The sequence below is a fragment of the Leclercia barmai genome (assembly GCF_049312895.1).
GTDB classification, from domain to species: domain Bacteria; phylum Pseudomonadota; class Gammaproteobacteria; order Enterobacterales; family Enterobacteriaceae; genus Enterobacter; species Enterobacter barmai.
Genome location: NZ_JBMNWZ010000001.1, coordinates 1,261,351 through 1,287,169, shown reverse-complemented (window position 1 = coordinate 1,287,169; position 25,819 = coordinate 1,261,351). Strand labels below are relative to the sequence as shown.

22 protein-coding genes and 1 riboswitch are annotated in these 25,819 nt (G+C 59.6%); of the genes, 6 read left to right on the top strand and 16 right to left on the bottom strand.

Going from position 1 to position 25,819, the window contains the following annotated elements; translation table 11 throughout:
* Nucleotides 1–103: 103 nt before the first annotated feature.
* On the bottom strand, nt 104–2,149 hold the full coding sequence (gene dcp / locus ACOYA6_RS06070; protein ID WP_422654507.1) for a peptidyl-dipeptidase Dcp: 2,046 nt from the start codon (nt 2,147–2,149) through the stop codon (nt 104–106).
* Nucleotides 2,150–2,302: 153 nt separating this feature from the next.
* On the opposite strand from dcp, the gene ydfG reads away from it, so the two are divergent.
* Together ydfG and ACOYA6_RS06060 are read left to right on the top strand one after the other, a co-directional pair.
* Nucleotides 2,303–3,049, top strand: coding sequence for a bifunctional NADP-dependent 3-hydroxy acid dehydrogenase/3-hydroxypropionate dehydrogenase YdfG (gene ydfG / locus ACOYA6_RS06065; RefSeq protein WP_039029249.1), 747 nt, complete (start codon nt 2,303–2,305; stop codon nt 3,047–3,049).
* Between the two features lie 91 nt (nt 3,050–3,140).
* Nucleotides 3,141–3,827: a GntR family transcriptional regulator gene (locus ACOYA6_RS06060; protein WP_039029248.1), complete on the top strand. Its 687-nt coding sequence runs from the start codon at nt 3,141–3,143 to the stop codon at nt 3,825–3,827.
* Between the two features lie 46 nt (nt 3,828–3,873).
* Here ACOYA6_RS06060 and ACOYA6_RS06055 read toward each other — a convergent pair whose 3' ends face one another.
* The 6 genes from ACOYA6_RS06055 to ACOYA6_RS06030 all read right to left on the bottom strand — a co-directional run bounded on the left by ACOYA6_RS06055 (nt 3,874) and on the right by ACOYA6_RS06030 (nt 10,356).
* Nucleotides 3,874–4,305 carry a universal stress protein gene (locus tag ACOYA6_RS06055; protein ID WP_039029247.1) on the bottom strand — a complete coding sequence of 144 codons (432 nt, stop codon included), beginning with the start codon at nt 4,303–4,305 and terminating at the stop codon, nt 3,874–3,876.
* A gap of 157 nt (nt 4,306–4,462) precedes the next feature.
* Nucleotides 4,463–5,926: a mannitol dehydrogenase family protein gene (locus tag ACOYA6_RS06050; RefSeq protein WP_039029246.1), complete on the bottom strand. Its 1,464-nt coding sequence runs from the start codon at nt 5,924–5,926 to the stop codon at nt 4,463–4,465.
* A gap of 315 nt (nt 5,927–6,241) precedes the next feature.
* The gene (locus ACOYA6_RS06045) at nt 6,242–7,621 is read right to left on the bottom strand and encodes an MFS transporter (protein ID WP_422654240.1); all 1,380 of its coding nucleotides are present in this window, start codon (nt 7,619–7,621) and stop codon (nt 6,242–6,244) included.
* Nucleotides 7,622–7,674: 53 nt separating this feature from the next.
* A complete protein-coding gene (locus ACOYA6_RS06040) occupies nt 7,675–8,694 on the bottom strand; it encodes a Zn-dependent oxidoreductase (protein WP_422654239.1) in 1,020 nt (339 codons plus the stop codon).
* 11 nt (nt 8,695–8,705) lie between these two features.
* Nucleotides 8,706–9,920, bottom strand: a complete 1,215-nt coding sequence (manD, locus tag ACOYA6_RS06035) for a D-mannonate dehydratase ManD (RefSeq protein ID WP_039029243.1) — start codon at nt 9,918–9,920, stop codon at nt 8,706–8,708.
* A 109-nt stretch (nt 9,921–10,029) separates the two neighbouring features.
* A complete protein-coding gene (locus ACOYA6_RS06030) occupies nt 10,030–10,356 on the bottom strand; it encodes a YnfA family protein (RefSeq protein ID WP_039029242.1) in 327 nt (108 codons plus the stop codon).
* A 147-nt stretch (nt 10,357–10,503) separates the two neighbouring features.
* Between ACOYA6_RS06030 and ACOYA6_RS06025 the strand changes: the two genes are divergently transcribed.
* Nucleotides 10,504–10,833, top strand: a complete 330-nt coding sequence (locus tag ACOYA6_RS06025; protein WP_422654238.1) for a DUF1283 family protein — start codon at nt 10,504–10,506, stop codon at nt 10,831–10,833.
* A 39-nt stretch (nt 10,834–10,872) separates the two neighbouring features.
* Here ACOYA6_RS06025 and ACOYA6_RS06020 read toward each other — a convergent pair whose 3' ends face one another.
* A complete protein-coding gene (locus ACOYA6_RS06020; protein WP_223074131.1) occupies nt 10,873–11,583 on the bottom strand; it encodes a YnfC family lipoprotein in 711 nt (236 codons plus the stop codon).
* 100 nt (nt 11,584–11,683) lie between these two features.
* Between ACOYA6_RS06020 and ACOYA6_RS06015 the strand changes: the two genes are divergently transcribed.
* The 3 genes from ACOYA6_RS06015 (at nt 11,684) to dmsD (ending at nt 15,212) form a co-directional block, all read left to right on the top strand.
* Complete coding sequence (locus ACOYA6_RS06015; protein WP_103824474.1) at nt 11,684–11,989, top strand: DUF1161 domain-containing protein; 306 nt, start codon at nt 11,684–11,686, stop codon at nt 11,987–11,989.
* Nucleotides 11,990–12,137: 148 nt separating this feature from the next.
* Complete coding sequence (ynfE, locus tag ACOYA6_RS06010) at nt 12,138–14,567, top strand: selenate/tellurate reductase subunit YnfE (RefSeq protein WP_422654237.1); 2,430 nt, start codon at nt 12,138–12,140, stop codon at nt 14,565–14,567.
* Nucleotides 14,568–14,612: 45 nt separating this feature from the next.
* Nucleotides 14,613–15,212 carry a Tat proofreading chaperone DmsD gene (gene dmsD / locus ACOYA6_RS06005; RefSeq protein ID WP_422654236.1) on the top strand — a complete coding sequence of 200 codons (600 nt, stop codon included), beginning with the start codon at nt 14,613–14,615 and terminating at the stop codon, nt 15,210–15,212.
* 12 nt (nt 15,213–15,224) lie between these two features.
* On the opposite strand, the gene atzF is transcribed toward dmsD, so the two are convergent.
* The 8 genes from atzF to ACOYA6_RS05965 form a co-directional block, all read right to left on the bottom strand.
* Nucleotides 15,225–17,024, bottom strand: a complete 1,800-nt coding sequence (atzF, locus tag ACOYA6_RS06000) for an allophanate hydrolase (protein WP_422654235.1) — start codon at nt 17,022–17,024, stop codon at nt 15,225–15,227.
* Complete coding sequence (gene uca, locus ACOYA6_RS05995) at nt 17,021–20,623, bottom strand: urea carboxylase (protein ID WP_422654234.1); 3,603 nt, start codon at nt 20,621–20,623, stop codon at nt 17,021–17,023. The genes atzF and uca overlap by 4 nt, the downstream gene beginning before the upstream one ends.
* Nucleotides 20,624–20,775: 152 nt before the next feature.
* Nucleotides 20,776–21,408, bottom strand: coding sequence for an urea amidolyase associated protein UAAP2 (locus tag ACOYA6_RS05990; RefSeq protein ID WP_422654233.1), 633 nt, complete (start codon nt 21,406–21,408; stop codon nt 20,776–20,778).
* A gap of 11 nt (nt 21,409–21,419) precedes the next feature.
* Nucleotides 21,420–22,130 carry an urea amidolyase associated protein UAAP1 gene (locus tag ACOYA6_RS05985; protein WP_422654232.1) on the bottom strand — a complete coding sequence of 237 codons (711 nt, stop codon included), beginning with the start codon at nt 22,128–22,130 and terminating at the stop codon, nt 21,420–21,422.
* A gap of 4 nt (nt 22,131–22,134) precedes the next feature.
* On the bottom strand, nt 22,135–22,911 hold the full coding sequence (locus ACOYA6_RS05980) for an ABC transporter ATP-binding protein (protein ID WP_039029233.1): 777 nt from the start codon (nt 22,909–22,911) through the stop codon (nt 22,135–22,137).
* Nucleotides 22,908–23,723 (bottom strand): ABC transporter permease, encoded by an 816-nt coding sequence (locus ACOYA6_RS05975; protein ID WP_039029232.1) that lies wholly within the window; start codon nt 23,721–23,723, stop codon nt 22,908–22,910. The genes ACOYA6_RS05980 and ACOYA6_RS05975 overlap by 4 nt, the downstream gene beginning before the upstream one ends.
* Before the next feature lie 17 nt (nt 23,724–23,740).
* Nucleotides 23,741–24,799, bottom strand: a complete 1,059-nt coding sequence (locus ACOYA6_RS05970; protein ID WP_422654231.1) for a putative urea ABC transporter substrate-binding protein — start codon at nt 24,797–24,799, stop codon at nt 23,741–23,743.
* A 56-nt stretch (nt 24,800–24,855) separates the two neighbouring features.
* A riboswitch (guanidine-I (ykkC/yxkD leader) is annotated at nt 24,856–24,954 on the bottom strand.
* Nucleotides 24,955–25,148: 194 nt separating this feature from the next.
* Nucleotides 25,149–25,739, bottom strand: coding sequence for a DUF4142 domain-containing protein (locus ACOYA6_RS05965; RefSeq protein ID WP_422654230.1), 591 nt, complete (start codon nt 25,737–25,739; stop codon nt 25,149–25,151).
* Between the last annotated feature and the right edge of the window lie 80 nt (nt 25,740–25,819).

Sequence of the window (25,819 nt, the reverse complement as noted above, 5' to 3'; positions counted from 1 at the left end):
AGGATTCATTTTGGGGAAGAATTTTGGAGGAGTTTTGGGGAAGAAAAAAACGAACAAAAAACCGGGCGTGATGCCCGGTTCTGTTTCCAGCCTGAAAAAGCCCTTACGCACTCAACCCGCGATTCACCAGCATCGGTTCAATCTGTGGATCGTGCCCGCGCCACTGGCGATAAAGTTCTGCTAAATCAGTGCTATTCCCGCGGGACAAAATCGCCTCGCGGAATTTCTGTCCGTTTTCACGGGTCAGTCCGCCCTCTTCCACGAACCACTGATAGCCGTCGTCGGCCAGCATTTGTGTCCAGAGATAGGCGTAATAGCCTGCTGCGTAGCCGCCTCCGAAGATATGGGCGAAGTAGCTGCTACGGTAGCGCGGCGGTACGGCGGGGAGATCCAGCTGCTCGCGCTTCAGCGCTGCGGTTTCGAATGCCTCGACGTCTGCTGGCGCTTCGCTGGCGGCGATGCCGTGCCAGTTCATATCCAGCAGCGCGGCGCTGAGCAGTTCGGTCATGTCATAGCCTTTATTAAACTGGGTAGCGCTGAGCATTTTCTCGCGCAGGGCGTCGGGCATCGGCTCCCCGGTCTGATAGTGGCGGGCATAGTGGGCAAAGACATCAGGATGGCTGGCCCAGTGTTCGTTAATTTGCGACGGGAACTCCACAAAATCACGCGGCGTGTTGGTGCCGGAGAGCGTGGCGTAACGCTGGCTGGCAAACAGACCGTGCAGAGTATGACCAAACTCGTGGAACAGGGTGATGACATCATCCCAGGAGATCAGCGCCGGCTGGCCTTCCGCCGGTTTCTGATAGTTGCAGACGTTGTAGATCACCGGGCGGGTATTGAACTCATTAGATTGCTCGACAAAGTTGCCCATCCACGCCCCGCCGCCTTTCGAGTCGCGGGCGAAAAAGTCACCGTAAAAGAGCGCCATCCCCTCACCGTTGTGATCGAAGATCTCCCAGACGCGCACGTCAGGATGGTAGACGGGAATGTCGTTGCGCTCGGCAAAGGTGATCCCGAACAGCTGGGTCGCCGCCCAGAATACGCCGTCAGTCAGGACCCTGTTGAGGGCAAAATAGGGTTTAACCTGCGTCTCATCCAGAGCGTATTTCGCCAGACGCACGCGCTCGGCGTAAAACGACCAGTCCCAGGCCTGCACCTGGAAATGCCCCTGCTCGTCATCAATCACTTTCTGAATGTCGGCCTGCTCCTGCAGGGCGCGACCCCGTGCGGCCGGGACGATCCCGCGCATAAACTGCAGCGCGGCGTCGGGTTTTTTTGCCATCTGATCGGCGATTTTCCAGCTGGCATAGTTGCTGTAACCCAGCAGTTCCGCCTGGCGGGCACGCAGGGCCACCAGCCGGGCGATCACCTCCCGGGTGTCGTTGGCATCATTTTTTTGCGTGCGCAGCCAGCCTGCCTTGAAGAGATTTTCCCTGATCTTACGATCGCGCAGCTGTTGCAGCGCCGGCTGCTGGGTGGTATTCAACAGCGGAATGAGCCAGCGATCGCTGAGCCCCTTCTCCTCCGCGGCCTGGGCAGCCGCCGCCTGTTCCGCCGGGCTCAGGCCATCCAGCTGGTGCAGATAATCCACCACCAGCCCACCCGCTTTGTCCGCTGCCAGCAGGCGCTGGTTAAACTGGCTGATCAGAGTGGCCGCTTCGGTATTAAGCGCCTTCAGCTCCTGCTTTTCCGCCTCGCCCAACCGGGCTCCGGCCAGAATAAAGCGCTGATGAAGTTCTTCAATCAGGCGCAGAGACTCGGCATCCGGCGCCATCGCCTGCCGATCGTTGTAGATGGCATCCACGCGGGCAAAGAGCGCATCATTGAGCCAGATATCGTTCGCCAGCGCCGCCAGCTCGGTTGAGACCGCCTCTTCCAGCTGCTGCAGATAGTCATTGGTGTGCGCCGAGGTCATGGCGAAGAAGACGCTGCTCACCCGGCTCAGCAGAGCGCCGCTTTTCTCCAGCGCCAGCACGGTATTGGCGAAATCGGGCGCATCCGCAGATCCGGCAATTGCCGCGATCTCCTCACGCTTCTGACGGATAGCGGCGTCGAAGGCCGGACGGTAGTGCTCGTCGCGGATCAGATCAAAATGCGGTGCCTGGTACGGCAGCGAGCTGTCTGCGAAAAAAGGATTGGTGCCAGACATATCAGACTCCTGAATATGATGAATCTCACCAGAGTAGGCCAGCCCGACATGCGCTGCAATATCTGCCGCCATACGGGCATGAAAAGTCATCTTACTCTGCGTCAGATCACATGCTATGGTAGTACAACACAAAAAGCGTTGAGGAACAGTGAGATGATAATTTTAGTTACCGGAGCAACTGCGGGTTTTGGTGAAAGCATCACGCGTCGCTTCGTCGCCAACGGCCATAAGGTGATTGCCACCGGCCGTCGTCAGGAGCGTTTGCAGGAGCTGAAAGAGGAGCTCGGCGACAGCATTCTGACCGCACAGCTGGACGTGCGTAACCGCGCATCCATTGAAGAGATGATTGCCAACCTGCCGGCTGAGTGGCGTGATATCGACGTTCTGGTTAACAACGCCGGGCTGGCGCTGGGACTTGAGCCTGCGCATAAAGCCAGCGTCGAAGACTGGGAAACGATGATCGACACCAATAACAAAGGCCTGGTCTATATGACCCGCGCCGTGCTGCCTGGCATGGTCGAGCGCAACCGCGGTCACGTGATCAACATCGGCTCCACTGCCGGTAGCTGGCCGTATGCGGGCGGCAACGTCTATGGCGCGACCAAGGCCTTTGTGCGCCAGTTCAGCCTGAACCTGCGCACCGACCTGCACGGCACCGCCATTCGCGTGACGGATGTCGAGCCGGGCCTGGTTGGCGGCACCGAGTTTTCCAACGTCCGCTTTAAAGGCGACGACGACAAAGCAGGTAAAACCTACGAGAATACCACCGCCCTGACCCCGGAAGATGTTACCGAAGCCGTCTGGTGGGTGGCGACCCTGCCGAAACATGTCAACATCAACACCGTTGAAATGATGCCGGTGACTCAGAGCTTTGCTGGCCTGAGCGTCCATCGCGGATGATCTTTCCCCGCCCGGCCTGCGGGCCGGGACTGGGATACCAGGCAAAAGAATGGTAGTATTTCCCGGTTAACTCTCTGAGAAATCACATCGAATGGCCGCTGAATCGCAACTTAATCCGACACAACCCGTTAATCAGCAAATTTATCGTATTCTGCGCAGCGACATCGTGCACTGTCTGATCCCGCCGGGCACCCCACTTTCTGAAAAAGAGGTGTCGGTCCGTTTTGATGTCTCCCGTCAGCCGGTTCGCGAAGCCTTTATTAAGCTTGCCGAAAACGGCCTGATTCAGATCCGCCCCCAGCGCGGCAGCTACGTCAATAAGATCTCCCTCAGCCAGGTGCAGAACGGCTGTTTTGTCCGTCAGGCCATCGAGTGCGCCGTGGTCCGTCGTGCGGCAGGCCTGGTCGACGACAACCAGTGTTATCAGCTGGAGCAGAACCTGCACCAGCAGCGCATCGCCATTGAGCGTAAACAGCTGAATGATTTCTTCCTGCTCGACGACGAATTTCACCAGAAGCTGGCGCAGATTGCTGGCTGCCAGCTGGCGTGGGATACCATCGAGAATATCAAGGCGACCATGGACCGGGTGCGTTACATGAGTCTTGACCACGTTTCTCCGCCGGAGATGTTGCTGCGACAGCATCTGGATATTTTCAATGCGCTGGAAAAGCGCGACGCCGATGCGGTAGAAAAAGCGATGACCCTGCATCTGCAGGAAATTGGCGAGTCAGTGCAGTTAATTCGTCAGGAAAACAGCGACTGGTTTAGCGAAGAGTAAAACTTCCGCATCCCGTCGAATATTCGGGATGCGGCAAATTATTTGATTAACGCACCACTAAAACCGGAATTTTGGCATAGCGTAATACCGATTCCGCATTCGAACCCAGCAGATGGGTCGTCACGCCAGGCTTTTTCGAACCGATAACAATAATATCGAATTTACCTTCAGTCCCCGTCGCGATAATTTCATCCCGCACGCTGCCAAAACGCACTTCGGTATGCATTCTCTCCGGCGGTACATCAAAGAGCCGCTTTAATTCGTTCATCTTTCTCTTTGACTCTTCGGTCATATAGGCTTCGAACTTAGCGATATCCGACGAAAAGCCCCGCAGCAGCGCGCGGCTGTTGACCGGAAGAACATTTAACAGCGTGATTTCAGCATTATCCGCCCGGGCCAGAAACGCGGCGTGACGCACAGCCTTATCACTTAAATCCATTTCAAAGACATCGACAGGCATCAATATTTTCTTATACATACGCCCTTCTCCTTATATCGACAATGTGCTTGTTAACGATATTCAGATTGACATGTTTTTATGAAACGAACCTTAAACGACTCGGTCAGGAAATAGGCGGGATAAGTAAAGAAGTGTTTATTGACTATGCCGCCGCGAACGGCGGCATAAAGAGAGGTTAAATCTGTGCGGCGTATTGTGCGACCGTGGCTTTGGCCCCGTCTTTTAATAATGTCGCGTAGGCATTCATCACTGCATCAACAAATACCTTATCCTGCGGTAACTCCTGGCCGAAAATAGTGTCAATTCCCAGCAGCGCTTTTACGCGGCTTTCGCCTTCCGCACTGCCTTTGACCGCCGCCTGAATCACCGGCAGCAGCGGATCGCACACCTCGATGGCTTCACCACGCTCGTCCACCCCTCCGACGTAACGCATCCAGCCCGCCACGCCCAGCGCCAGCAGCGGGAAGGGCTTCTGATGCACCCGGTGCCAGCGCACGGAATCCAGCATACGCTGAGGCAGCTTCTGGCTGCCGTCCATGGCGATCTGCCAGGTACGGTGGCGCAGCGCCGGATTGCTGTAGCGTTCGATCAATAGATCGGCGTAACGTTCGAGATCCACACCGGTGACTTTCAGGGTCGGGGCCTGTTCGTTTAACATCAGCGCGCGGGCGGCGCGCTTGTAGTTCGCGTCCTCCATGCAGTCGTTAATGTGCTGATAGCCCGCCAGATAGCCCAGGTAGGCCAGGAAGGAGTGGCTGCCGTTCAGCATACGCAGCTTCATCTCTTCGAACGGGATCACATCGGCCACCAGTTCAGCCCCGGCTTTCTCCCACGCCGGACGACCCGCGACAAAGTTGTCTTCGATAACCCACTGGCGGAACGGCTCACAGGCTACCCCTGCCGGATCGCGCACGCCGGTGATCTGTTCGATTTTATTCAGCGTATCGGCGGTGACGGCAGGCACAATACGGTCGACCATGGTTGACGGGAAGGTGACGTGCGTTTCGATCCAGTCCGCCAGCTCAGCGCTCACCGCGCGGGCATAGGCGCAGGTCACGTTGCGCATCACATGGCCGTTCTCCGGCATGTTGTCGCAGGACATCACGGTGAAGGCCGGCAGCCCGGCTTGTTTGCGTCGCGCCAGCGCTTCTACCACCACACCCACCGCGGAAACCGGCTGGTGAGGATTCTGCAGATCGGCGGCGATCAGCGGGTGATCGAGCATCAACTGCCCGGTAGCCGGGGCATGGCAGTAGCCTTTTTCGGTGATGGTTAACGAGACGATCGCCACCTGCGGCTCGCACATGGCATCCAGCACCGCTTCCAGCCCATCCACCTGGGCATGCAGCGCTTTTTTGACCACGCCAACAACCCGCGCCGTCCAGGCATCGGCAGACATTTCCGCCACGGTGAAGAGATTATCCTGCGCCTTGAGATCCGCAATCTGCTGCTCGCCGCCAATCAGATTGACCTCGCAATAGCCCCACTCACTGCCGTGATCGGCGGCCAATATATCGGCATAGACTGCCTGATGCGCGCGATGGAAGGCACCAAACCCGAGATGCACGATGCGTGTCTGCAGGTTGTCGCGGTTGTATTGAGGAAGCGTGGCTTGCGCATGTAATAACGGATTTTTCATGATAGTACTCGTTAATGTGATTAAGCGATGGATCCGGGCCGGTTGCTTCACCTGGCCCGGCTTACTAACCCAACTAGAATGGTAGGCAGAATAAAAAATTCTCTGCCGTTAACCATACTGATTGTTGGTACGTCGATATTGATTTACGTTAACTTTTCACCATCTGGTGTGACATCAATTGCAAGTTGTGTGACAGCATTCGATAAAAACCCCAATGCTATAAACCAATGATGTGAGGAGATGGCGGGATACTCATTAATGCTGGCTTTTGAAAGGAAAAAGACTCCCCTGCTTTTACAGGAGAGTCTTGGGACATCAGGAAATGGCGCGATGTTTACCGCTCACCCTCATTGCGGCAGATTTGTCGTCTGCGGCGTCTTCCAGCGCGCTAAGGTCGCGATCGCATACTTCAGGCATCAGCAGGGCTGAAATCAGGCCGATGCAGGAGTAGACAATCACCATCACCACAATTGGCCACCAGGAGCCGGTCATGTTGCAGAAGATACCCGCCAGCACCGGACCAAAACCAACCGCAATCAGACCGCCCGCCTCTTTTGAAATCGCCATCCGGGTAAAGCGGTTACGCGAGCCAAACATCTCGGCCATGGTGATGTTTTCCAGGGCGAACAGACCGAGTACCGCTAAGTTATGGATAACGATAATCGAGGCCATGATCACGCCAGGGCTGTACGACTTATCGACAATAATCGAGATCATCGGGTAGGCCAGAATGATGGCCGAAATGCTCAGCAGAATATAAGGCAGACGACGGCCAAATTTATCGGATAACCAGCCCAGCAGCGGAATAGTAATAAAGCCGAGAATCGAGCTGATCATTAGGGCATCGGTCGGGATCGCTTTATCAAACAGCAGCGTCTGCACCAGATAACCGGCAAGGAAGGTCTGGATCAGGCCGGAGTTACCCGCCTGGCCGAAACGCAGGCCGGTAGCCAGCCAGAACGATTTGCTCTTCAGCATTGCACCCAGGGTGCTCTCCTGAGCAACAGCGGCCTGTGCCGGAGCCTCTTCAGCGACCTGCTCAAATACCGGGCTCTCTTTGAGGTTCATACGCAGCCAGATGGCAAAGATCATCACCACCACGCTTGCGAGGAACGGCACGCGCCAGCCCCAGGCAATCAGCTCTTCACGGTCGAGGGCAAAGAACATTACCGCCCAGATCGCGGTGGCGCTCAGGGTGCCGCAGTTGGTGCCCATCGCCACCAGGGAAGAGATGATCCCGCGTTTCCCTTTCGGCGCATATTCCGCCAGCATGGTGCCTGCGCCAGAGATCTCAGCGCCTGCGCCCAGCCCCTGGATAATACGCAGCGTCACCAGCAGTATCGGTGCGAAAATACCAATCTGCGCATAGGTCGGCAGCACGCCGATGAGGGTAGTGCAGATCCCCATCATGGTGATGGTGATAAACAACACCTTCTTACGGCCTACGCTGTCGCCCATTTTGCCGAAGATAAAGGCGCCGACGATACGGGCGATATAGCCCGCGCCGTAGGTGCCCATCGCCAGAATCAGCGCCATCGCAGCCGACTGCTCCGGGAAGAAGATTTCGTGGAAGACTAACGCCGCGCCCAGCGAGTAAAGCTGGAAGTCCATAAACTCTAACGCGGTGCCAAGCCACCCGGATACGGCGGCTTTGATCAGGTCAGATGTGGATCTTTCATGTTGTACTTGAGTCATATTGGCTATCTCAACAGGGTAAGATGCGTACCGCTAAACCGCATTCACTATTATTATTCAGAGAACGTCAGTAATACCTTGCAGCACTGCCGCTGGTCTTTCTCGAACAGTTCAATGGCGTCTTTAACGTGCTGATACTCAAAGGTGTGAGTAATCAATTTATCGGGATCGATAAGTCCTTTCTCCAGCCAGTCGATGACCACCGGGAACTTATTGGCATTCAGGCGTGAGGAGAAAATAGAGAGCTCTTTGCCGGTGATCCCCTGCTGGGCAACCTGGCTTGGATCGCTGGAGAAGCCCATCAGCACAATCCGCCCGCCCGGCGAGGCGAGATTGACCGCTTCCTGCAAAATAGAGGGGTGACAGGCCGCATCGATAATCAGGGTCGGCTTGATGCCCTTCTCTTCCAGCACAGCCTGCAACGACTGATTACCATTGTTGATGACCCAGTCGGCCCCGCAGCGCTGCGCCATCTCCAGGCGCTCGTCGATGCGATCGACCACAATCACCTGTTTCACCTTGTAGACGCCCTTCAGCGCCTGAACGGTGACCAGCCCCATCGGCCCGGCGCCATAAATAAGCGCCACGTCCTGCTCTGTCGGGCAAGCATGGCCGGTAACGTTGGCGGCAATCGTGAAGGGTTCAACCATGACCGCGTGCTTATCGCTGATGGCATCCGGAATGACCCAGGCATTTTTAGCCGGCACCACGGCGTATTCACTGAAGCCGCCGTCGCGGTGTACGCCCAGCACCACCAGCGAGGTGCAGACGTTCGGTTTGCCCACCGAGCACGGGTAGCAGTGCCCGCAGCTGATCACCGGATCAACCGAGACGCGCTGGCCCAGGCGCGAGGTGTCGACGCCCTCGCCTACGGCATCGATGACGCCAAAGAACTCATGGCCGATCACGCGCGGGTATCTGGCGAACGGATTGTGGCCGCGATAGATATGGCTGTCGGAGCCGCAGATCCCGGCCAGCTTCACCTTGACGCGCACTTCGCCTGCGGCAGGAGACGGTAACGGACGCTCTTCGATCGCCAGCGCATTCGGTTGTTGAATAACGATACTTTTCATCTTCTGCTCCTTTACCAGTTCCACAGCGTGCCGTCTTCGAGACGGGCAACCGGCAGATAAGCGGGATCGTAGGGATATTTCGCCGCCAGTTTTTCATCAAAATCGATGCCCAGGCCCGGCTTATCGCCCGGATGCATGTAGCCGTCTTCGAAGGTCCAGTTATGATGGAACACTTCCAGCATCTGCTCGGAATAGCCCATGTACTCCTGCACGCCAAAGTTCGGTACCCACAGGTCGAAGTGCAGCGCCGCGGCGTGGCAAATCGGTGACAGATCCGACGGACCGTGTGAACCGGTGCGCACCTGGTAGAGCGAGGCGAAATCGGCAATCCGACGCATCCCGGTGATACCGCCCGCATGGGTGATGGTGGTGCGGATGTAATCGATCAGCTGCTCTTCGATCAGCTGCTTGCAGTCCCAGATGCTGTTGAACACTTCACCCACGGCAATTGGGGTGACGGTGTGCTGGCGGATCAGACGGAAGCACTCCTGGTTCTCGGCTGGCGTCGGGTCTTCCATCCAGAACATCCGGTACTGTTCGATGCTCTTGCCGAAACGCGCCGCTTCGATCGGCGTCAGGCGGTGGTGCATGTCGTGCAGCAGGTGTTCATTAAAGCCATACTTGTTACGCACGGCGTCAAACAGTTTCGGGGTAAAATCGAGGTACTTTTCGGTTGACCACAGCTGCTCTTCCGGCCAGTTGCCCTTGGTGGCAGGCTCATACGCCAGCCCTTTCCCTTTAGACATGCCGTAGGTGGTTTTCATTCCCGGCACGCCGCACTGAACGCGGATCGCCTTGAAGCCCATCTCTTTATGGCGGGCGTAATCTTCCAGCACGTCGTCGATGGTGTGTCCGGTGGTGTGGCAGTAAACCATCACCCCTTCACGGGAGGCCCCGCCCAGCAGCTGGTACAGCGGCATATTGGCGGCTTTGGCTTTGATATCCCACAGCGCCATGTCGATGGCGGAAATCGCCGACATGGTGACCGGGCCACGACGCCAGTACGCGCCTTTATAGAAGAACTGCCAGATATCTTCGATACGGTGAGCATCGCGGCCGATTAACTGCGGGCAGAGATGATCTTTCAGGTAGGACGCGACGGAGAGCTCGCGGCCATTTAAGGTGGCATCACCCAGGCCGACAATCCCTTCGTCGGTGGTGATCTTCAGCGTGACAAAGTTGCGCCCTGGACAGGTGACAAATACTTCAGCCCCTACGATCTTCATGTTCTGGTTCCTTACATCTTTTGTTGTGATGCAGGAAATTTACGCAATCACCCTACTACCATACAAGTATGAAGATCGAAAAATCGTCGCTTGATCACAGATTGGGCGCTTATGCGCGCCCCCAGCCTGCCACGATGATTAACATGCCGCACAGCGCAACCGCCGCGCCAGCCCAGTCGTAGAGGCTCAGCTTCACGCCATCCACCACCCGCAGCCACAGCAGCGCGGTGCAGACGTACACCCCGCCATAGGCGGCATAGACGCGCCCGCTTGCCGCCGGATGCAGCGTCAGCAGCCAGACAAACAGCGCCAGGGCAACGCCCGCGGGAATTAACAGCAGCACCGAAGCGCCCTTTTTCAGCCATAGCCAGGGCAGAAAACAGCCGAGAATTTCGCACAGCGCCGTGGCGAAAAAGAGCAAAGTTGTTTTAAACATATTTAACGTTGTCTGATGAGTGATGGGTTATCATACCTGAATGTGAAAGGAACCCTTCCACATACCTGATGTGGGTATGACCTCAAAATGGACTGTTGTAGAATCCCGGTGGTTATTCGAATTTCCACCGCCAATAAGGAAATCGTTATGCGTAAATTGAGCACACGCCTCTGTATGGCTGCCCTGCTGGCCGCTGTTTTCATCGCGCCAGTATCCGCCAACACCAGCAAACTGATTATTGAATCCGGCGACAGCGCCCAGAGCCGTCAGAATGCCGCCATGGATAAAGAGCAATGGAACGACACCCGCAGCCTGCGCCACAAGGTGAATACCCGCGCTGAGAAAGAGTGGGATAAAGAGGATGTAGCCTTTGACGCGCGGGATAAGTGCCAGCAGAGCGCCAACGTCAACGCCTACTGGGAGCCCAACACCCTGCGCTGCCTCGACCGCCGCACCGGCCGCGTGATGGCCCCCTGATTTCTGCCCGCAGGCACCGCGCTGTACTCCGCGCGGTGCTTAGTAGTATTCGATGCTGTTTTTGATGGTGTACTTCCGCGACACCGCAGGTTTAACGCTTTCATCCACCACTTCCAGCTCGCACTCCACGGGATTATCGTGGCTGTCGTAATCACAGGTCTGCTTCACATTGCCCAGCGGCTTCTCGTTCAACTGGCTTACCGAGGTGTAGTCCAGCTTCTTGCGCTTGTCTGCCGCCGGTGTCGCCGTAATCGAGAGATGCTGCTCCCCGGAGACGGTGGTTTTGCCCAGCGGATAACCGTCGGCATCGTAGCGATAGTTCACTTCCATATCCTTGCCGTGGGCGCTGACGATGAACCCGTTGTCATCGGTATCCCATGAGATCCCCGACGCGGGCAGTTCCGCCAGCTGGCACTTGCCCTGCAGCCGCAGCTTTTTTTGCTGGGTTTGTGCATCAAGATAATAATTAGCGTCCAGCACCAGGGCGATGCCGGTGTTGGCCTCGAGATCGTGCAGCTCCAGGCTGTCAAAACAGCCTTCCGTGGAGAGCGTGCCGCTGACGCGCTTTGCCACTTCCCCTTTTTCATTGAACAGCGTCTGGCTGAAGTCTTTCACCGGCCCGCGCAGGGGATCGAAATCAAACTCGTTGGAAAAACTGGCCATTTCTGGCGTAAACGACAGCGGCGCGGCGGTGTTGTCACACCCCGCCAACAGTGCTGCAAGGACAAGCATAAGCGCGTGTTTATTCACATGACCTACCGATAGCAGAAGATAATTCCAGGCATATTAACAAATACAACCGTTTACATTAGCTATTATTATAGTCACACACAGTCGTAAGGAGGCAGATATGAAACGGTTACCCTGGATTACTGCACTTTTGCTGGCGGGCATTGCCCCGGCCGCGCTGGCGGCACCCGATAACTGCGAACGGATCAAAAGCGACATCCAGCAGCGGATCATCAATAACGGCGTACCGGAAAGTGGCTTTATGCTGAACATTGTGCCTAACGATCAGGCCGATAAGCCCGACGCCGAAGTGGTAGGCCACTGCGCCAATGACACCCTCAAAATCCTCTATACCCGCACCAGCAGCGGCAACTATCCGGTCAGCGGAGGCGGCAATCAGGCCCCGGCGCCACGCGAGCCGCAGTGAGTTTTACCCCCGTTAACGCGGGGGAATCTCCTTTGTTTTGATGTACATTAATATTAACTCCCCCTTAATGGGTAACACTCCCCTCCATTAGCCAGATCGTCATCACGGCTGAAATCAGTTCTCAACGACGAACCTAATGGAGTGAGTCATGTCAGATAATGAGCCAAGCGGCGGGATCAGCCGCCGTACCCTTGTCAAATCGACCGCCATCGGATCCCTTGCGCTTGCCGCGGGCGGCCTGTCATTGCCCTTTGGTTTACGCCCTGCCGCTGCCGCCGTGCAGCAGGCGCGCGCGGATAAAGTGGTCTGGGGCGCCTGTTCGGTCAACTGCGGTAGCCGCTGCGCCCTGCGCCTGCACGTGCGTGACGATGAAGTTTACTGGGTAGAAACCGACAACACCGGCGACGACATCTACGGCAACCATCAGGTGCGCGCCTGCCTGCGCGGACGCTCGATCCGTAGACGCATTAATCATCCCGATCGTCTTAATTATCCCATGAAGCGCGTGGGCAAACGCGGAGAAGGCAAGTTCGAACGCATCACCTGGGATGAAGCCCTGGATCTGCTCACCACCAGCCTGCGCGACGTGGTGGCTAAATACGGCAACGAAGCGGTCTACATTAATTACTCTTCCGGAATTGTCGGCGGTAATATTACCCGCTCCTCACCTTACGCCTCTCTGGTGGCCCGTTTGATGAACTGCTACGGCGGCTTCCTGAGCCATTACGGTACTTACAGCACGGCGCAGATCGCCTGTGCCATGCCTTACACCTACGGCAGTAACGAGGGCAACAGTACCTCGGATATTGAAAACAGCAAGCTGGTGGTGATGTTCGGTAATAACCCGGCGGAAACACGCATGAGCGGCGGCGGGATCACGTATTACCTTGAACAGGCGCGGGAACGCTCGAATGCGCGCATGATCGTCATCGATCCTCGCTACACCGATACCGCCGCCGGGCGTGAAGATGAGTGGATCCCGATTCGACCGGGTACGGATGCCGCCCTGGTCGCAGGCATCGCCTGGGTGCTGATTAACGAAAACCTTGTCGATCAGCCGTTCCTCGATAAATATTGCGTGGGTTACGACGAAACCACCCTGCCGGAAGGCGCGCCCGCCAACGGCCATTACAAGGCCTATATTCTGGGCCAGGGCGATGATGCCACCGCCAAAACGCCAGAGTGGGCCTCGCGCATCACCGGTATTCCTGTCGATCGGATCGTTAAGCTGGCCCGTGAAATCGGCACCGCGAAACCGGCATATATCTGCCAGGGCTGGGGGCCGCAGCGTCAGGCCAACGGCGAGCTGACCTCCCGCGCCATCGCCATGCTGCCGATCCTCACCGGTAACGTCGGCATTAACGGCGGCAACAGCGGCGCGCGTGAATCCACCTACACCATAACCATCGAACGCATGCCGCTGCCGGAGAACCCGGTCAAAACCCAAATCTCCTGCTTCAGCTGGACCGACGCTATCGCCCGCGGTCCGGAGATGACCGCCACCCGCGACGGGGTGCTCGGCAAAGATAAGCTCGACGTGCCGATCAAGTTCATCTGGAACTATGCCGGTAACACCATCATCAACCAGCATTCGGATATCAACAAAACCCACGACATTCTGCAGGACGAGAGCAAGTGCGAAATGATTGTGGTGATCGACAACTTTATGACCTCTTCGGCGAAATATGCCGATCTGCTGCTGCCGGATCTGATGACCGTCGAACAGGAAGACATCATTCCCAACGACTACGCCGGAAACATGGGCTATCTGATCTTCCTCCAGCCGGTGACTGCGCCAAAATTCGAACGCAAGCCCATCTACTGGATCATGAGCGAGGTGGCGAAACGCCTCGGCCCGAACGTGCATCAACGCTTTACCGAAGGCCGGACCCAGGCAGAATGGTTGCAGTACCTCTACGCTAAGATGGTGGCTAAAGATCCGCAGCTTCCTTCTTATGAAGAGCTGAAAGCGATGGGTATCTATAAACGTAAGGATCCGAACGGGCATTTTGTCGCTTACAAGAAATTCCGTGACGACCCGGCGGCTAACCCGCTGAAAACGCCGTCGGGGAAAATCGAGATCTACTCCAGCAGGCTGGCCGACATTGCAGGTTCTTGGCAACTGGAGAAAGACGAAACCATCAGCCCGCTGCCGGTCTATGCCTCCACCTTTGAAGGCTGGGACGATCCTGAGCGCAGCCAGTTCCCGCTGCAGCTGTTTGGCTTCCACTACAAGGCCCGCACCCACTCCAGCTATGGCAACGTGGATGTGCTGCAGGCCGCCTGCCGTCAGGAGGTGTGGCTCAACCCGGTGGACGCCGCGTCGCGCGGGATAGCAAACGGCGACATGGTGCGGGTCTGGAACGCCCGGGGCGAGCTGCGCATTCCGGCGAAAGTGACCCCGCGCATCATGCCGGGCGTCAGCGCCATGGGCCAGGGGGCGTGGCACGATGCCAACATGACCGGGGATCGCATTGACCACGGTTCGTGCATCAACACCCTGACCACCCATCGTCCATCCCCGCTGGCGAAGGGTAATCCGCAGCACACCAACCTGGTGCAGATTGAAAAAGCGTAAATAATGAGTCAGCGCGGGGCAACCCGCGCAGTTGAAGGATGAAGTATGAGAGAGTCGTTTGCTTTTACTGCCCGCGTGTTGGGCGCCCTGTTTTACTACGCGCCGGACAGCCCCGAGGCCGCGCCGCTGGTCACGGCGTTGACCCAGACCGACTGGCTGCACGACTGGCCGCTGGATAACGAGCGGCTGGCCGCCGTCGCCGACGAACTGCGCGAGCCTTGCGATGAGCCCCTGCGCACCGCCTGGCAGCGTCTGTTTGTTGGCCCCTGGGCGCTGCCCGCCCCGCCGTGGGGATCGGTGTGGCTGGATCGCGAATCGGTGCTGTTCGGCGACTCCACCCTCGCGCTGCGCCAGTGGATGCGCGACAATGGCATCGTGTTTGAGATGGCGCAAAACGAGCCGGAAGATCACTTTGGCGCCCTGCTGCTGATGGCGGCATGGCTGGCGGAAACCGGCCGTGACGCAGAGTGCGAACAGCTGCTGGCCTGGCATCTGCTGCCCTGGAGCAGCCGTTTTCTTACCGTGTTCACCGAAAACGCAGGCCACCCCTTCTACCGCGCGCTGGGCAAACTGACCCAACTGACGCTGGCAGAGTGGCAGTCCGGCCTGCTGATACCGGTGGCCGAAAAGCCGCTCTACCGTTAACCTTTCCCTGGCTTACTTTTGCTGAGTAAGCCAGGCTCTCCAGCCCCCGAACGCGGTAATATCCTTCGCCCCCTGCAGGCCGTACTTCTCGCAGATAAACCCGGTTAACCAGCGCCCGTCCTCCAGCTCCACTTTCCCGAGCCCCAGCGGGGCAGGAATGCCCGCCAGAAAGGATCCCACTTCGGCGTGCGGCAATTCCCACACCTCCACGGCAATCGCCGCCCCGCGTTCGCGGTCGCGCACCATGCCGGGCCGTTTGCCGTCGGCCAGGGCATACAGACAATAGTGCGGCGCGCTGCGGGTTGTCTCGCGCAAGGTGGCCCCGCGCTGGCGCAGCTGGTGATTGAGCGCCAGCCCGTCCAGATGCGCCCCGCAAACAACGACCGGCAGACGATCGTGGCTGGCCGCTGTCGCAGGTGCCCTCTCGTGCAATGTGCGATCTCCGGGCAAGGCCAGATTCTGCTGACGCTGTAACGCGTCGGCAAGGCTCAGCAAATACTGGTCGGTAAACGCCCGGCCAAACAGGGTCACCCCCGAGGGCAGGCCGTTCGCCATATGCCCGGCTGGCACCGCCACGGCGGCATAGTCCAGCAGGTTCATAAAGTTGGTATAGACCCCAAGATCGGAGTTGCGCTTCACCGGCTCCTCCGCCAGTTCTGCCAGGGTCACCGGGCGCGGATAGGTTGGCGTGAGCACGCAGTCCAGCTCCGCCATAATGGCATCGCATGCCCGTTTGTAACCCTGCAGTTGATACTGCGCGTCAAAGGCCGCCACCGCATCGGTCCCGGGGGCTTTGCCCAGCACGTCACGAATCACCGGCATAACCGCATCGGGCTGCTGTTCAATAAGTTTGCCCGCCACGTGGTAACGCTCCGCCACCCACGGGCCGTTATAGAGCAGCGTCGCCGCCGCCAGAAACGGCGAAAAATCGATGGTTACCGGCACGCCGCCCAGGGCGATCAAGCGCGCTTTTGCGGCGTGATAGATCGCTTCGCTCTCTGCGCAACCAAGAAACTCCAGCCGGTCCGGCACGCCGAAACGAAAGCCTGCTGCGGGCACGCCAAACGCCTGCGCCCCGTTCCACGCCGGGTTGGCGCGGCTGTAGTCGTCGCGCGGATCCTGAATCGCCGTCAGGGCCAGCAGCTGGCTGGCTTCCGTCGCGGTGGCGGTAAAGAAGGTCACGCAGTCCAGGGTACGGCAGGCTGGAACCACTCCGGCGGTGGAAATTAGCCCTTTGGTCGCTTTCAGCCCGACGAGGTTGTTCAGCGCGGCGGGCACGCGCCCGCTCCCGGCGGTGTCGGTGCCGAGGGCAAAGCTCGCCAGCCCCAGCGCCACCGCCAGCGATGAACCCGCGCTGGAGCCCCCCGACGGATAGTCCGCATGGACGCTGTTGCGACACGCGCCATAGGGGGAGCGAGTGCCGTTCAGGCCGGTAGCGAACTGGTCGAGGTTGGTTTTCCCCAGCGGAATAGCCCCCAGCGCAATCAGCTGTCGGACAATGGTCGCATCTTCCCGGGCCTGGTAAGCATAGGCCGGACAGGCGGCGGTCGTGGCAACGCCTGCCAGATCGATATTGTCTTTGATGGCAAACGGCACGCCGTAGAGCGGCAGCGTCTGGGGCGATCCGCCTTCAAGCGCCGCCAGATAGGGCTCAAGCTCTTCCGGGGTGAGCAGATAAATAAAGGCGTTGAACTCCGGGTTCAGGGCCAGCGCCCGCTCGCGCAGAGTGTTAATCACTTCGCGCGGCGTCAGGCGGCCGTCGCGGTAGGCCTGCGTCAGAACGTCGAGGCGCAAATCATAAGGATGCTTCATGCTGTTTTCTCCAGAACCACCACACACTGACCCGCGCGCACCGGGGAACCCGGCTGGACGCGTACCTGGCTGACAATACCGTCCTGCGTGGCAAGCAGCGGGATCTCCATCTTCATGGACTCCAGCACCACCAGCACATCGCCCTCGCGGACGGCTTTGCCCACCTCAACGCTCACCTGCCACAGGTTGCCGGAGACCGGGCTGTCGATGCCCTCCTGTCCCGGCTGGAGCGGCGCATCGTCGCCCTCCTCCGCCAGCACGTCGCTGCTGTCGAAATGGGCCTGGCCGTTGGCGATCCAGCGCTCGCGCTCGGCGTTAAAGGCCTCCTGCTGATGGGTGCGGAAGGCGTCGATTTCCTGAGCTTCGTCGGCGAGGAACTGCTGGTACTCCGCCAGCTTCAGGCTGGTGTGTTCGATGCGCATCGGATAGCGGCCCAGCGGGAAATCGCGGCGAATGGTGAGCAGCTCGTCGGCCGAGACCGGGTAGAAGCGGATCTGGTCGAAGAAGCGCAGCAGCCAGGGCTTGCCGTCAAAATCCGCCACCGCGTGATAGCGGCTCCACATCTGCAGCGTACGGCCGACAAACTGGTACCCGCCCGGCCCCTCCATGCCGTAGACGCACAGATAGGCCCCGCCGATGCCCACCGAGTTTTCCGCCGTCCAGGTGCGGGCCGGGTTGTACTTGGTGGTGACCAGACGATGGCGTGGATCCAGCGGCGTAGCCACCGGCGCCCCGAGATAGACATCTCCCAGCCCCATCACCAGATAGCTGGCGTCAAACACCGTTTTGTAGACCTCATCAACGTTCGCCAGATCGTTAATCCGGCGGATAAACTCCAGGTTGCTCGGACACCAGGGCGCATCCCGGCGCACGGTGGTCATGTATTTGTCGATCGCCTTCTGGCAGGCCGGGTCGTCCCAGGAGAGCGGCAGCCAGACGATGCGCGACGGCACCTCCAGCGCGTCCTGCTCGCAGACCGCCTGCCACAGCCCGGCTACGGTATCCAGCAGGCTCGCCAGCGTGAGCGCCTCCGGCTGATAGTGGATCTGCAGGGAGCGGATCCCCGGCGTCAGATCGATAACCCCGTCCAGCGCCCGCGCCTCAAGGGCCTGCATCAGGGCGTGGGCGCGAAAACGCAGGACCAGATCCAGCTCCGGATCGCCAATTTCCAGCAGCAGATGGGTATCGCCCGAAAGCCGGGCCACCAGCCGCTTATCAGCCTGCCCCTGCTCCAGCACCACCGGCGAGGCCGGTTCCACGGGCTGCCACGCCACGTCCAGCGGCTGCAGGCTGGCAATCTGCGCGGCCTGCCCCTGAGCCAGCTGCCGGGCGGTAGCGATATCCACGGGCACAAAGCGCACTTTATCCCCCGCCTTCAGCTGCCCCACCGCGTGGAGGTCGGCTTCGATGATGGTGACCGGGCAGACAAACCCGCCCAGGCTTGGCCCGTCCGGGCCGAGGATCACCGGCATGTCGCCGGTAAAATCTACTGCGCCGATGGCATACGGGTTGTCGTGAATGTTCGACGGATGCAGCCCCGCCTCACCGCCGCTCTCGCGCACCCACTCCGGTTTCGGCCCAATCAGGCGCACGCCGGTGCGGCTGGAGTTAAAATGCACTTCCCAGTCGGTGGTAAAGAAGGTGTTCATGTAGCCAGGGGTGAAATACTCCGGCGCGCCGTGCGGGCCGTAGATCACCCGCAGGGTACGCACCGCATCGAGCCTGGTGTGGAGGGCCTCAGGCAGCGATTGCCCGGGGCACGATGAGGTCAAGGGCGTGAGGTGCAGCACGTCGCCGGTACGCAGCGCGCGCCCGGCGTGGCCGCCAAACTGCCCCAGGGTAAAGGTGCTTTTGCTGCCGAGATAATCCGGCACGTTAAACCCGCCGCGCAGGCACAGATAGCTGCGCACCCCGTCGCCGCGAATATCGCCCATCCGCAGGGTCATGCCGCTCTGCACCCGGTAGACCCGATTATTCTCCAGCGGCTCGCCGTCCAGGGTGAGGGCAATTTCCGCCCCGGTCACCGCCAGCTGGGCATCGCAGTTAAATTTCAGCGTCGGGCCGCTGAGGGTGATCTCCAGCGCGGCTGCCCCCTCGTCGTTGCCGAGCAGGCGGTTGCCAAGACGTAACGCGCGGCTGTCCATCGGGCCTGATGGCGGTACGCCCACCGCCCAGTAGCCGGTGCGGCCCGGGTAGTCCTGAATCGTGGTTTGCGTTCCGGCGCTGAGCACCTCAAGGGTCGCGGCCTGATAGACCAGCCCTTCCAGACAGCGGGTCCAGGGCTGGCCGCTGGCAAACGGGGTGAAGGTCAAAATCTGCTGCAGGTAGCTGCGGTTGGTCTCCACGCCGTACAGGCGGGTGTCCCCCAGCGCGGCGTGCAGGGCGTCAATGGCGGCTTCACGCGTCGGCTGCCAGGCGATGATTTTCGCCAGCATGGGGTCAAAAAAGGGCGGCACTTCGCAGCCGGATTCCACCCAGCTGTCGATGCGCAGGGTGCGGCGGTCGTCCGCCGGAAAGGCCACCTCGGTGAGCAGGCCGGGTGATGGCTGGAACTGACGGCCTGGATCTTCGGCATACACCCGCGCCTGAATGGCGTGGCCCGCAGGGGTCAGGCTTTCCGCCAGGGTCGCCAGCGCAGGCAAGGTTCCGGCGGCCAGCTCAATCATCCAGCGCACCAGATCCACGCCCCACACCTGCTCGGTGACGCCGTGCTCCACCTGCAGGCGGGTGTTAACCTCAAGGAAGTAGAACCGGGCGGCGTCGCTGTCGTAAACGAACTCCACGGTGCCCGCGCTGCGGTAGTTGACCGCTTTGCCCAGCTTGATCGCAGCCTGGCACAGCGCCTCCGCCATGCCGTCCGGCAGGTTGGGCGCCGGGGTCTCCTCCAGCACCTTCTGGTTGCGACGCTGTACGGAGCAGTCGCGCACGCCGAGGGCAATCACCTCTCCGTTGCCATCACCGAAAAGTTGCACCTCCAGGTGGCGCGCCCGCTCGATGTACTTCTCGATAAAGACGCCCGCATCGCTGAAGTTGTTTTTACCCAGACGCACCACCGCGTCGAAGGCGTCATTCAGTTCCGCCGCGCTATAGCAGACGCGCATCCCGATCCCGCCCCCGCCTGCGGTGCTTTTCAGCATCACCGGATAGCCCACCTCTTGTGCCGCCCGCAGCGCCTCGTTGACGTCCGCCAGCAGTTCGGTGCCTTCCAGCATCGGCACGCCGTGCGTTTTCGCCAGCGCGCGGGCGGTATGTTTCAGGCCAAACAGGCGCAGCTGCTCTGGCGTCGGGCCGACAAAAGCGATGCCCGCCGCTTCGCAGGCTTCGGCAAAGGCGGCGTTCTCCGAGAGAAAACCGTAGCCGGGGTGGATGGCCTGCGCGCCGGTAGCACGCGCTGCGGCGATGATTTTATCGCTGACCAGATAGGTATTCGCCGCCGGGCCGTCGCCCAGGCTGATGGCTTCGTCGGCCTCGCGGATATGCAGGCTGCTGATATCCGCCTCGGAATAGACCGCCACGCCGCCCATGTTCATGGCGCGCAGGGTGCGCAGAATGCGGCAGGCAATCGCCCCGCGGTTAGCAATCAGGAGTTTCGTCAACATAGTTCAGACTCAATGGTGGCGGGTCGTCCCGCCGGAAACTGGCTCACCGCATGGTCGTCCACGGGGAAAAAAGGTTTACGGCAGGATCCGTCCGGCACGGACTTCAAACAGGCGGTAGAGCATCTGGCGCAGGCGCTGCCAGCGTGTCGGCGTCAGTTCCATACCAGCACCTCCGCAGGGGTCGGGTTCCAGCCGTTGCAGGGGTTGTTCAGCTGCGGACAGTTGGAGATCAGCACGATGACGTTACACTCTGCGCGCAGCTCGACGTATTTGCCCGGCGCGGAGATGCCGTCGGCAAAGGTCAGACCGCCTTCTGGCGTGACCGGCACGTTCATAAAGAAGTTGATATTGGCCCCGATGTCGCGCTTTTGCAGGCGGCCATCGTGCAGGCAGGCGCAGAGGAAGTTATCCCGGCAGCTGTGCATGTGGCGTTTATCGAGGGCGTAACGCACGGTGTTGCTCTCCTGGGCGCAGGCGCCGCCGAGGGTGTCGTGCCGTCCGCAGGTATCCGCCACAATAGTCAGCAGCGGGTTGCCGAGGCTGGAGTAAAGCACGCTGCCGCTGGTGAGATACGCATTGTTCTGGCGACGCAGGGTGCGCTGGGCGTCGTAGCGCTCCCGTGGGTTGTCGGCATTGTAAAACAGGGTGTCTACCGCCTGGTTGCCTTCCAGATCCAGCAGACGCAGGGTCTGGCCTTTTTTCACTTCGAACAGGTAGGGCTCTCCCGCCGGGATCACATGGCGGAAGCTGGCGTCCTGGGCACGTTTTTCGCTGGCTACGGTCATTGTGTGGCTCCTTACAGGGCGAAAAGTTGGGTGTTGGTGATGGCACGTTCGTTTTCCGGGCGCGTCAGCAGGGCGTTGATCGCCCCCTGTTCGTCCGCCTGTCGCCAGCTCAGCTGCACCGGGCGCGGGGCGTACTCTCTGGAAAGATCCATCGGGTGTTGCAGCGCGGTCATCACCACCAGGGTGTCCATCGGGGCGAACAGCTCCACGTAGCTGCCCGGCTGGGAGTGGCCGCTGTGGAAGCTGAACTGGCCCTGCTCGTCCACCGTGACCTTGCTGAAGAAGTTGACCACCATCAGCAGATCTTCAAGGTTGAGATCCCACTTGCCCATCTCCACCAGCAGGTTGTCGGTGCCGTTACGAAAGAAGCCGTTGCGCAGCTCCTGATAGCGCCCCTGGCCGTATTTCTCCATGGCTTCCGTCGCATTGAGCACCCCGCCAAAGGGGTCGTGCCAGCCGCAGGTGTCGGCGGTGATGCCCGCCAGCACGCGGCCCATATCGGAGTAGAAGCAGTGCCCGGCGGTGAGGCGCGCGGTGTGCTGGCCTTTCAGGGTGTCCGGCAGGTTCAGGCGCTCGCTCTTTTCATGGGCGTTGAGCATCATCAGGCTGACGTTGGCTCCGCCTTCGATATCGGTGATACGCAGAGCCTGTCCGCGCTTGAGCACAAAGGAGAGATGGCCGCCGCCAGGCAGGATCTCGTCGCGTAAAGTTGTCGTATTCACAGGTTTACCCTCTTAATGCATAAACGTTGTCGGAAACCTTCCCGCTCATCGCCGAGAGTCGCGTCTCGTTGAGCGGAATGTCGTAGGTGATGCGCGCCCCGTAAGCGTTCGGGGCCTGGGGATCGAGGCGCACTTTGTCGAACACCAGCAGGCGGGTGCCGAGGTTGAAGCCTTCGGAGAGATCGTGGGTGACCATAAAGACCGTCATGCGGGTTTCGCCCCACAGTTGCAGCAGCAGCGCATGCATGTCCTTGCGGATCCCCGGATCGAGTGCGCCAAACGGCTCGTCCAGCAGCAGCACGCGCGGCTGCATGATGAAGGCCTGGGCAATGGCCAGACGCTGCTGCATCCCGCCCGAGAGCTGGGCCGGGTATTTATCCAGGGCATGGCCGAGGCCGACCTTTGCCAGCATCTCTGCCGCCTGCTCCCGGGCAGCGCGTTTTTTGGCGCCAAAAAGACGCCCCAGGAGCGGGGATTGCGGCAGTTCGAGGCCGATGGCCACGTTATTCAGCACGCTGAGGTGTGGAAAGACGGAGTAGCGCTGGAATACCACGCCCCGACGGCTGTCCGGCTCGGCGACCAGCGGTTTGCCGTCGAGGGTGATCACGCCCCGGCTGGGACGCTCCTGACCGAGCAGCAGCCGCAGGAAGGTCGATTTGCCGCAGCCGGACGCGCCGACCATCGAGCAGAACTCGCCCTCTTTAATCTGCAGGTTCAGGCGCTCCAGCACCACGTGGTCGCCGTACTCCTGCCAGATATTGTCGATGGTGATAAAACTCATGCTTTGCCTCCTTCAGCCCACGGGAAACAGCGCTTGTGCAGCTGGCGCAGGGCCAGATCCATCAGCCAGGCCAGCAGCGTGATCCACAGGACATACGGGATGATGACGTCCATCGCCATATAGCGGCGCACGAGGAAAATGCGGTAGCCGAGCCCGGCGGTGGAAGAGATGGCCTCCGCCGAGATGAGGAATAACCACGCTGATCCCAGCAGCAGGCGCAGCGAGGTGAGCAGGCGCGACAGCAGTTGCGGCAGAACCACCCGCAGCACCAGCGTCCAGCTGTTGGCGCCCAGCGTCTGGGCCTTAATCAGGATCTCCTGCGGGATTTCGCAGGCGCGATGCTCCAGATCCCGGGCCAGCATCGGCGTGATGCCAATGACAATCAGCATCACCTTCGACAGCTCATCCAGCCCGAAGACGATAAACAGCACCGGCAGGATCGCCAGGGGCGGGATCATCGACAGCACCGTCATCAGCGGCGAAAGCGACGCGCGCCACATCGGAAACACCCCGGAGGTGATGCCGATGCACAGGCCAATCAGTGAGGCGATCGCCAGCCCCACCAGCAGCCGGGCGAGGCTCACCAGGGTGTCGACCCAGAACAGATACTCGCCGCTGCGTTTGTCCGGGGTGAACGCCATCCGGGAGAGGGCATCCAGCATCTGTTGCAGGCCGGGCAGCAGCTTGTCATGCGGGTTGGCGTCCAGCCGCACCGCCGAGCCAAAGAAGTATGCGGCCAGCAGGAGGACAAACGGCAGCATTACCAGCATCAGCCGCATACCTGAGGTGGGATGGCGATTAATCTGTCGCATGGAGACTCCGTCACTCATCACAGCTGGCCCGCAGCGGCCATTTTCACGAAGCTGTCGTCAAAGCGCAGCTTCACGTTGCCGGCATCACCCTGAGTAACCTTGCCCGGGAAGCTCATGCCGATGAAATCGGCGCTCTGCGCCCCCTCGCCCAGCAGCCCTTTATCAAATGAGAACGCCGCCACGCGCTGCATGGTTTTTGCAAGCTCCGCTGACGTGACAAACGCCAGGTTGTCCTGCGGGGTGTAGAACAGATGAGTGGTTTTCAGCTGAGCCTGATAGCCCGCCAGATCGGTGCCGGACGCTGCCGCCATCGCGTTCAGGGCGCTGGCGTCCTGGGCTTTCATCAGGCCCATCATTTCGTACCAGGCCCCGGTAAGGGCTTTGCCGAGCGCCGGGTTGTTCTTCAGGGTTTCGCTGTTGACCACCATCATGTCGATGAGCTCGCCCGGCACCTGCGAGGAGCTGAACACTTCGGTGGTTTTCGGCGTGGCTTTAATCACCGACAGCTGCGGGTTCCAGGCCACGGCGGCCTTAACGCTGTCGGTGCCGAAAGCGGAGACGATATCCGCGTCGGAGGTGTTCACCACGGTGACGTCTTTCTCCGCCAGTCCGGCCTTCTCCAGCCCGCGCACCAGCAGATAGTGAGAAACCGAGAGCTCCGGCAGGTAGATCTTCATCCCTTTCAGGTCGGTGAGGGTTTTGCCCTCGCCTTTCATCACCACGCCGTCGTTGCCTTCGGAGTAACTGCCGAGGATCAGCGCCGTGGTGTCCACCCCGCCCGCCGCCGGAATGGTCAGCGCGTCCATGTTGGTCATGGTGCAGCCGTCAAACTGGCCTGCGGTGTACTGGTTGATCGATTCGATGTAGTCGTTGAGCTGTACAACGTTGATTTTGATACCGTACTTGTCGGCCCATTTATCGATGATTTTACTGGTGCTGATAGTGCCCCAGGGCATCCACCCGGCGTAGATGGTCCAGCAGACGTTGAACTCTTTTTTGACGGCGGCAAAGGTGGGGAGACTGACCAGCATCGCCAGAGACAGTACAAGTGAGCGGAGTAATGGCGTTTTCTTCATGCTTGACCTCTGAGTGGCACAAAATTAGGGGGCAGCGCGACACCGTGGGTGCTGCTGTCTCCCGGGCTTTTGTCCCGCCGTGTAACCTCTCAGAGGTCGCCAGCTCTTGGACCAGTCATCCACCTGCGTGGACCGGAACCCTAGCCAGCTATTTTCAGATTGTGTGGTGCACTGCCCTTTCAGGTTTAGCTTTGCAAGGGGTGTGCCAGAAAATTTTTATGAGGTTTGTCAGTACATTGGGATTTTTCAGCGGTGGGTTTTCACCGTTTTGGTGAGGGGGAACGAGGATGGTGCACTGTAGTGGTGCCCTGAAGGGCGCTGGCTTTCCAGCGCCCGCCGGACAACCGGATTACTTGTTCTCTTTCTTGTCTGAATGCATGGTCATCTGCTCGGCTGACTTGAGGTGCTGCTCAACCACCGGGGTATGCGCGTCGGCCAGCGCCATCACGTCCGCATCCTTGATGTTTTTAGCATCACTTTTCAGCTTAGACAGCACCATCTCGTGATCTTTAGTGCCGGCGTTTTCCATATACATTTTGTCAAATTCGGCACCGCTCGCTTTTTGCAGCTTATCGGCCATCGCCTTATGTTTGGCATCCGGTTCGGTCGGCAGCGTTACGCCTTTTTTCTCGGCAACCGCCTGAACTTTGGTCAGGGCGCTACCATGGTCATCAACCATCTTCTGGGCGAAGGCTTTGACGTCGCTGCTCTCGGCCTTGCTCAGGGCGAGCTTCCCGGCGGCGACTTCATTGATATTGGCCTGCGCCATATCTTTTAACGCTTTTTCATCGCTGGCGCTGAGCTTCTCGCCGGAGGCGCTTGGTTTTGCGGCGCTGGACTGCGCGGCGCTCGTCGTCTGCGCCTGTACGCCGACGGTGCAGAACAGTGCGGCTACTGCCGATGCGGCCAGCAGCGTTTTAAAGGTGTTAGGCTTTTGCATAGTGTTCTCCTGCCAGTAAGGGATGAGGTTTTATCCGGTCGTTAACCGCGCTTCGTCTCCTGTATAAGCGATCAGTGCAG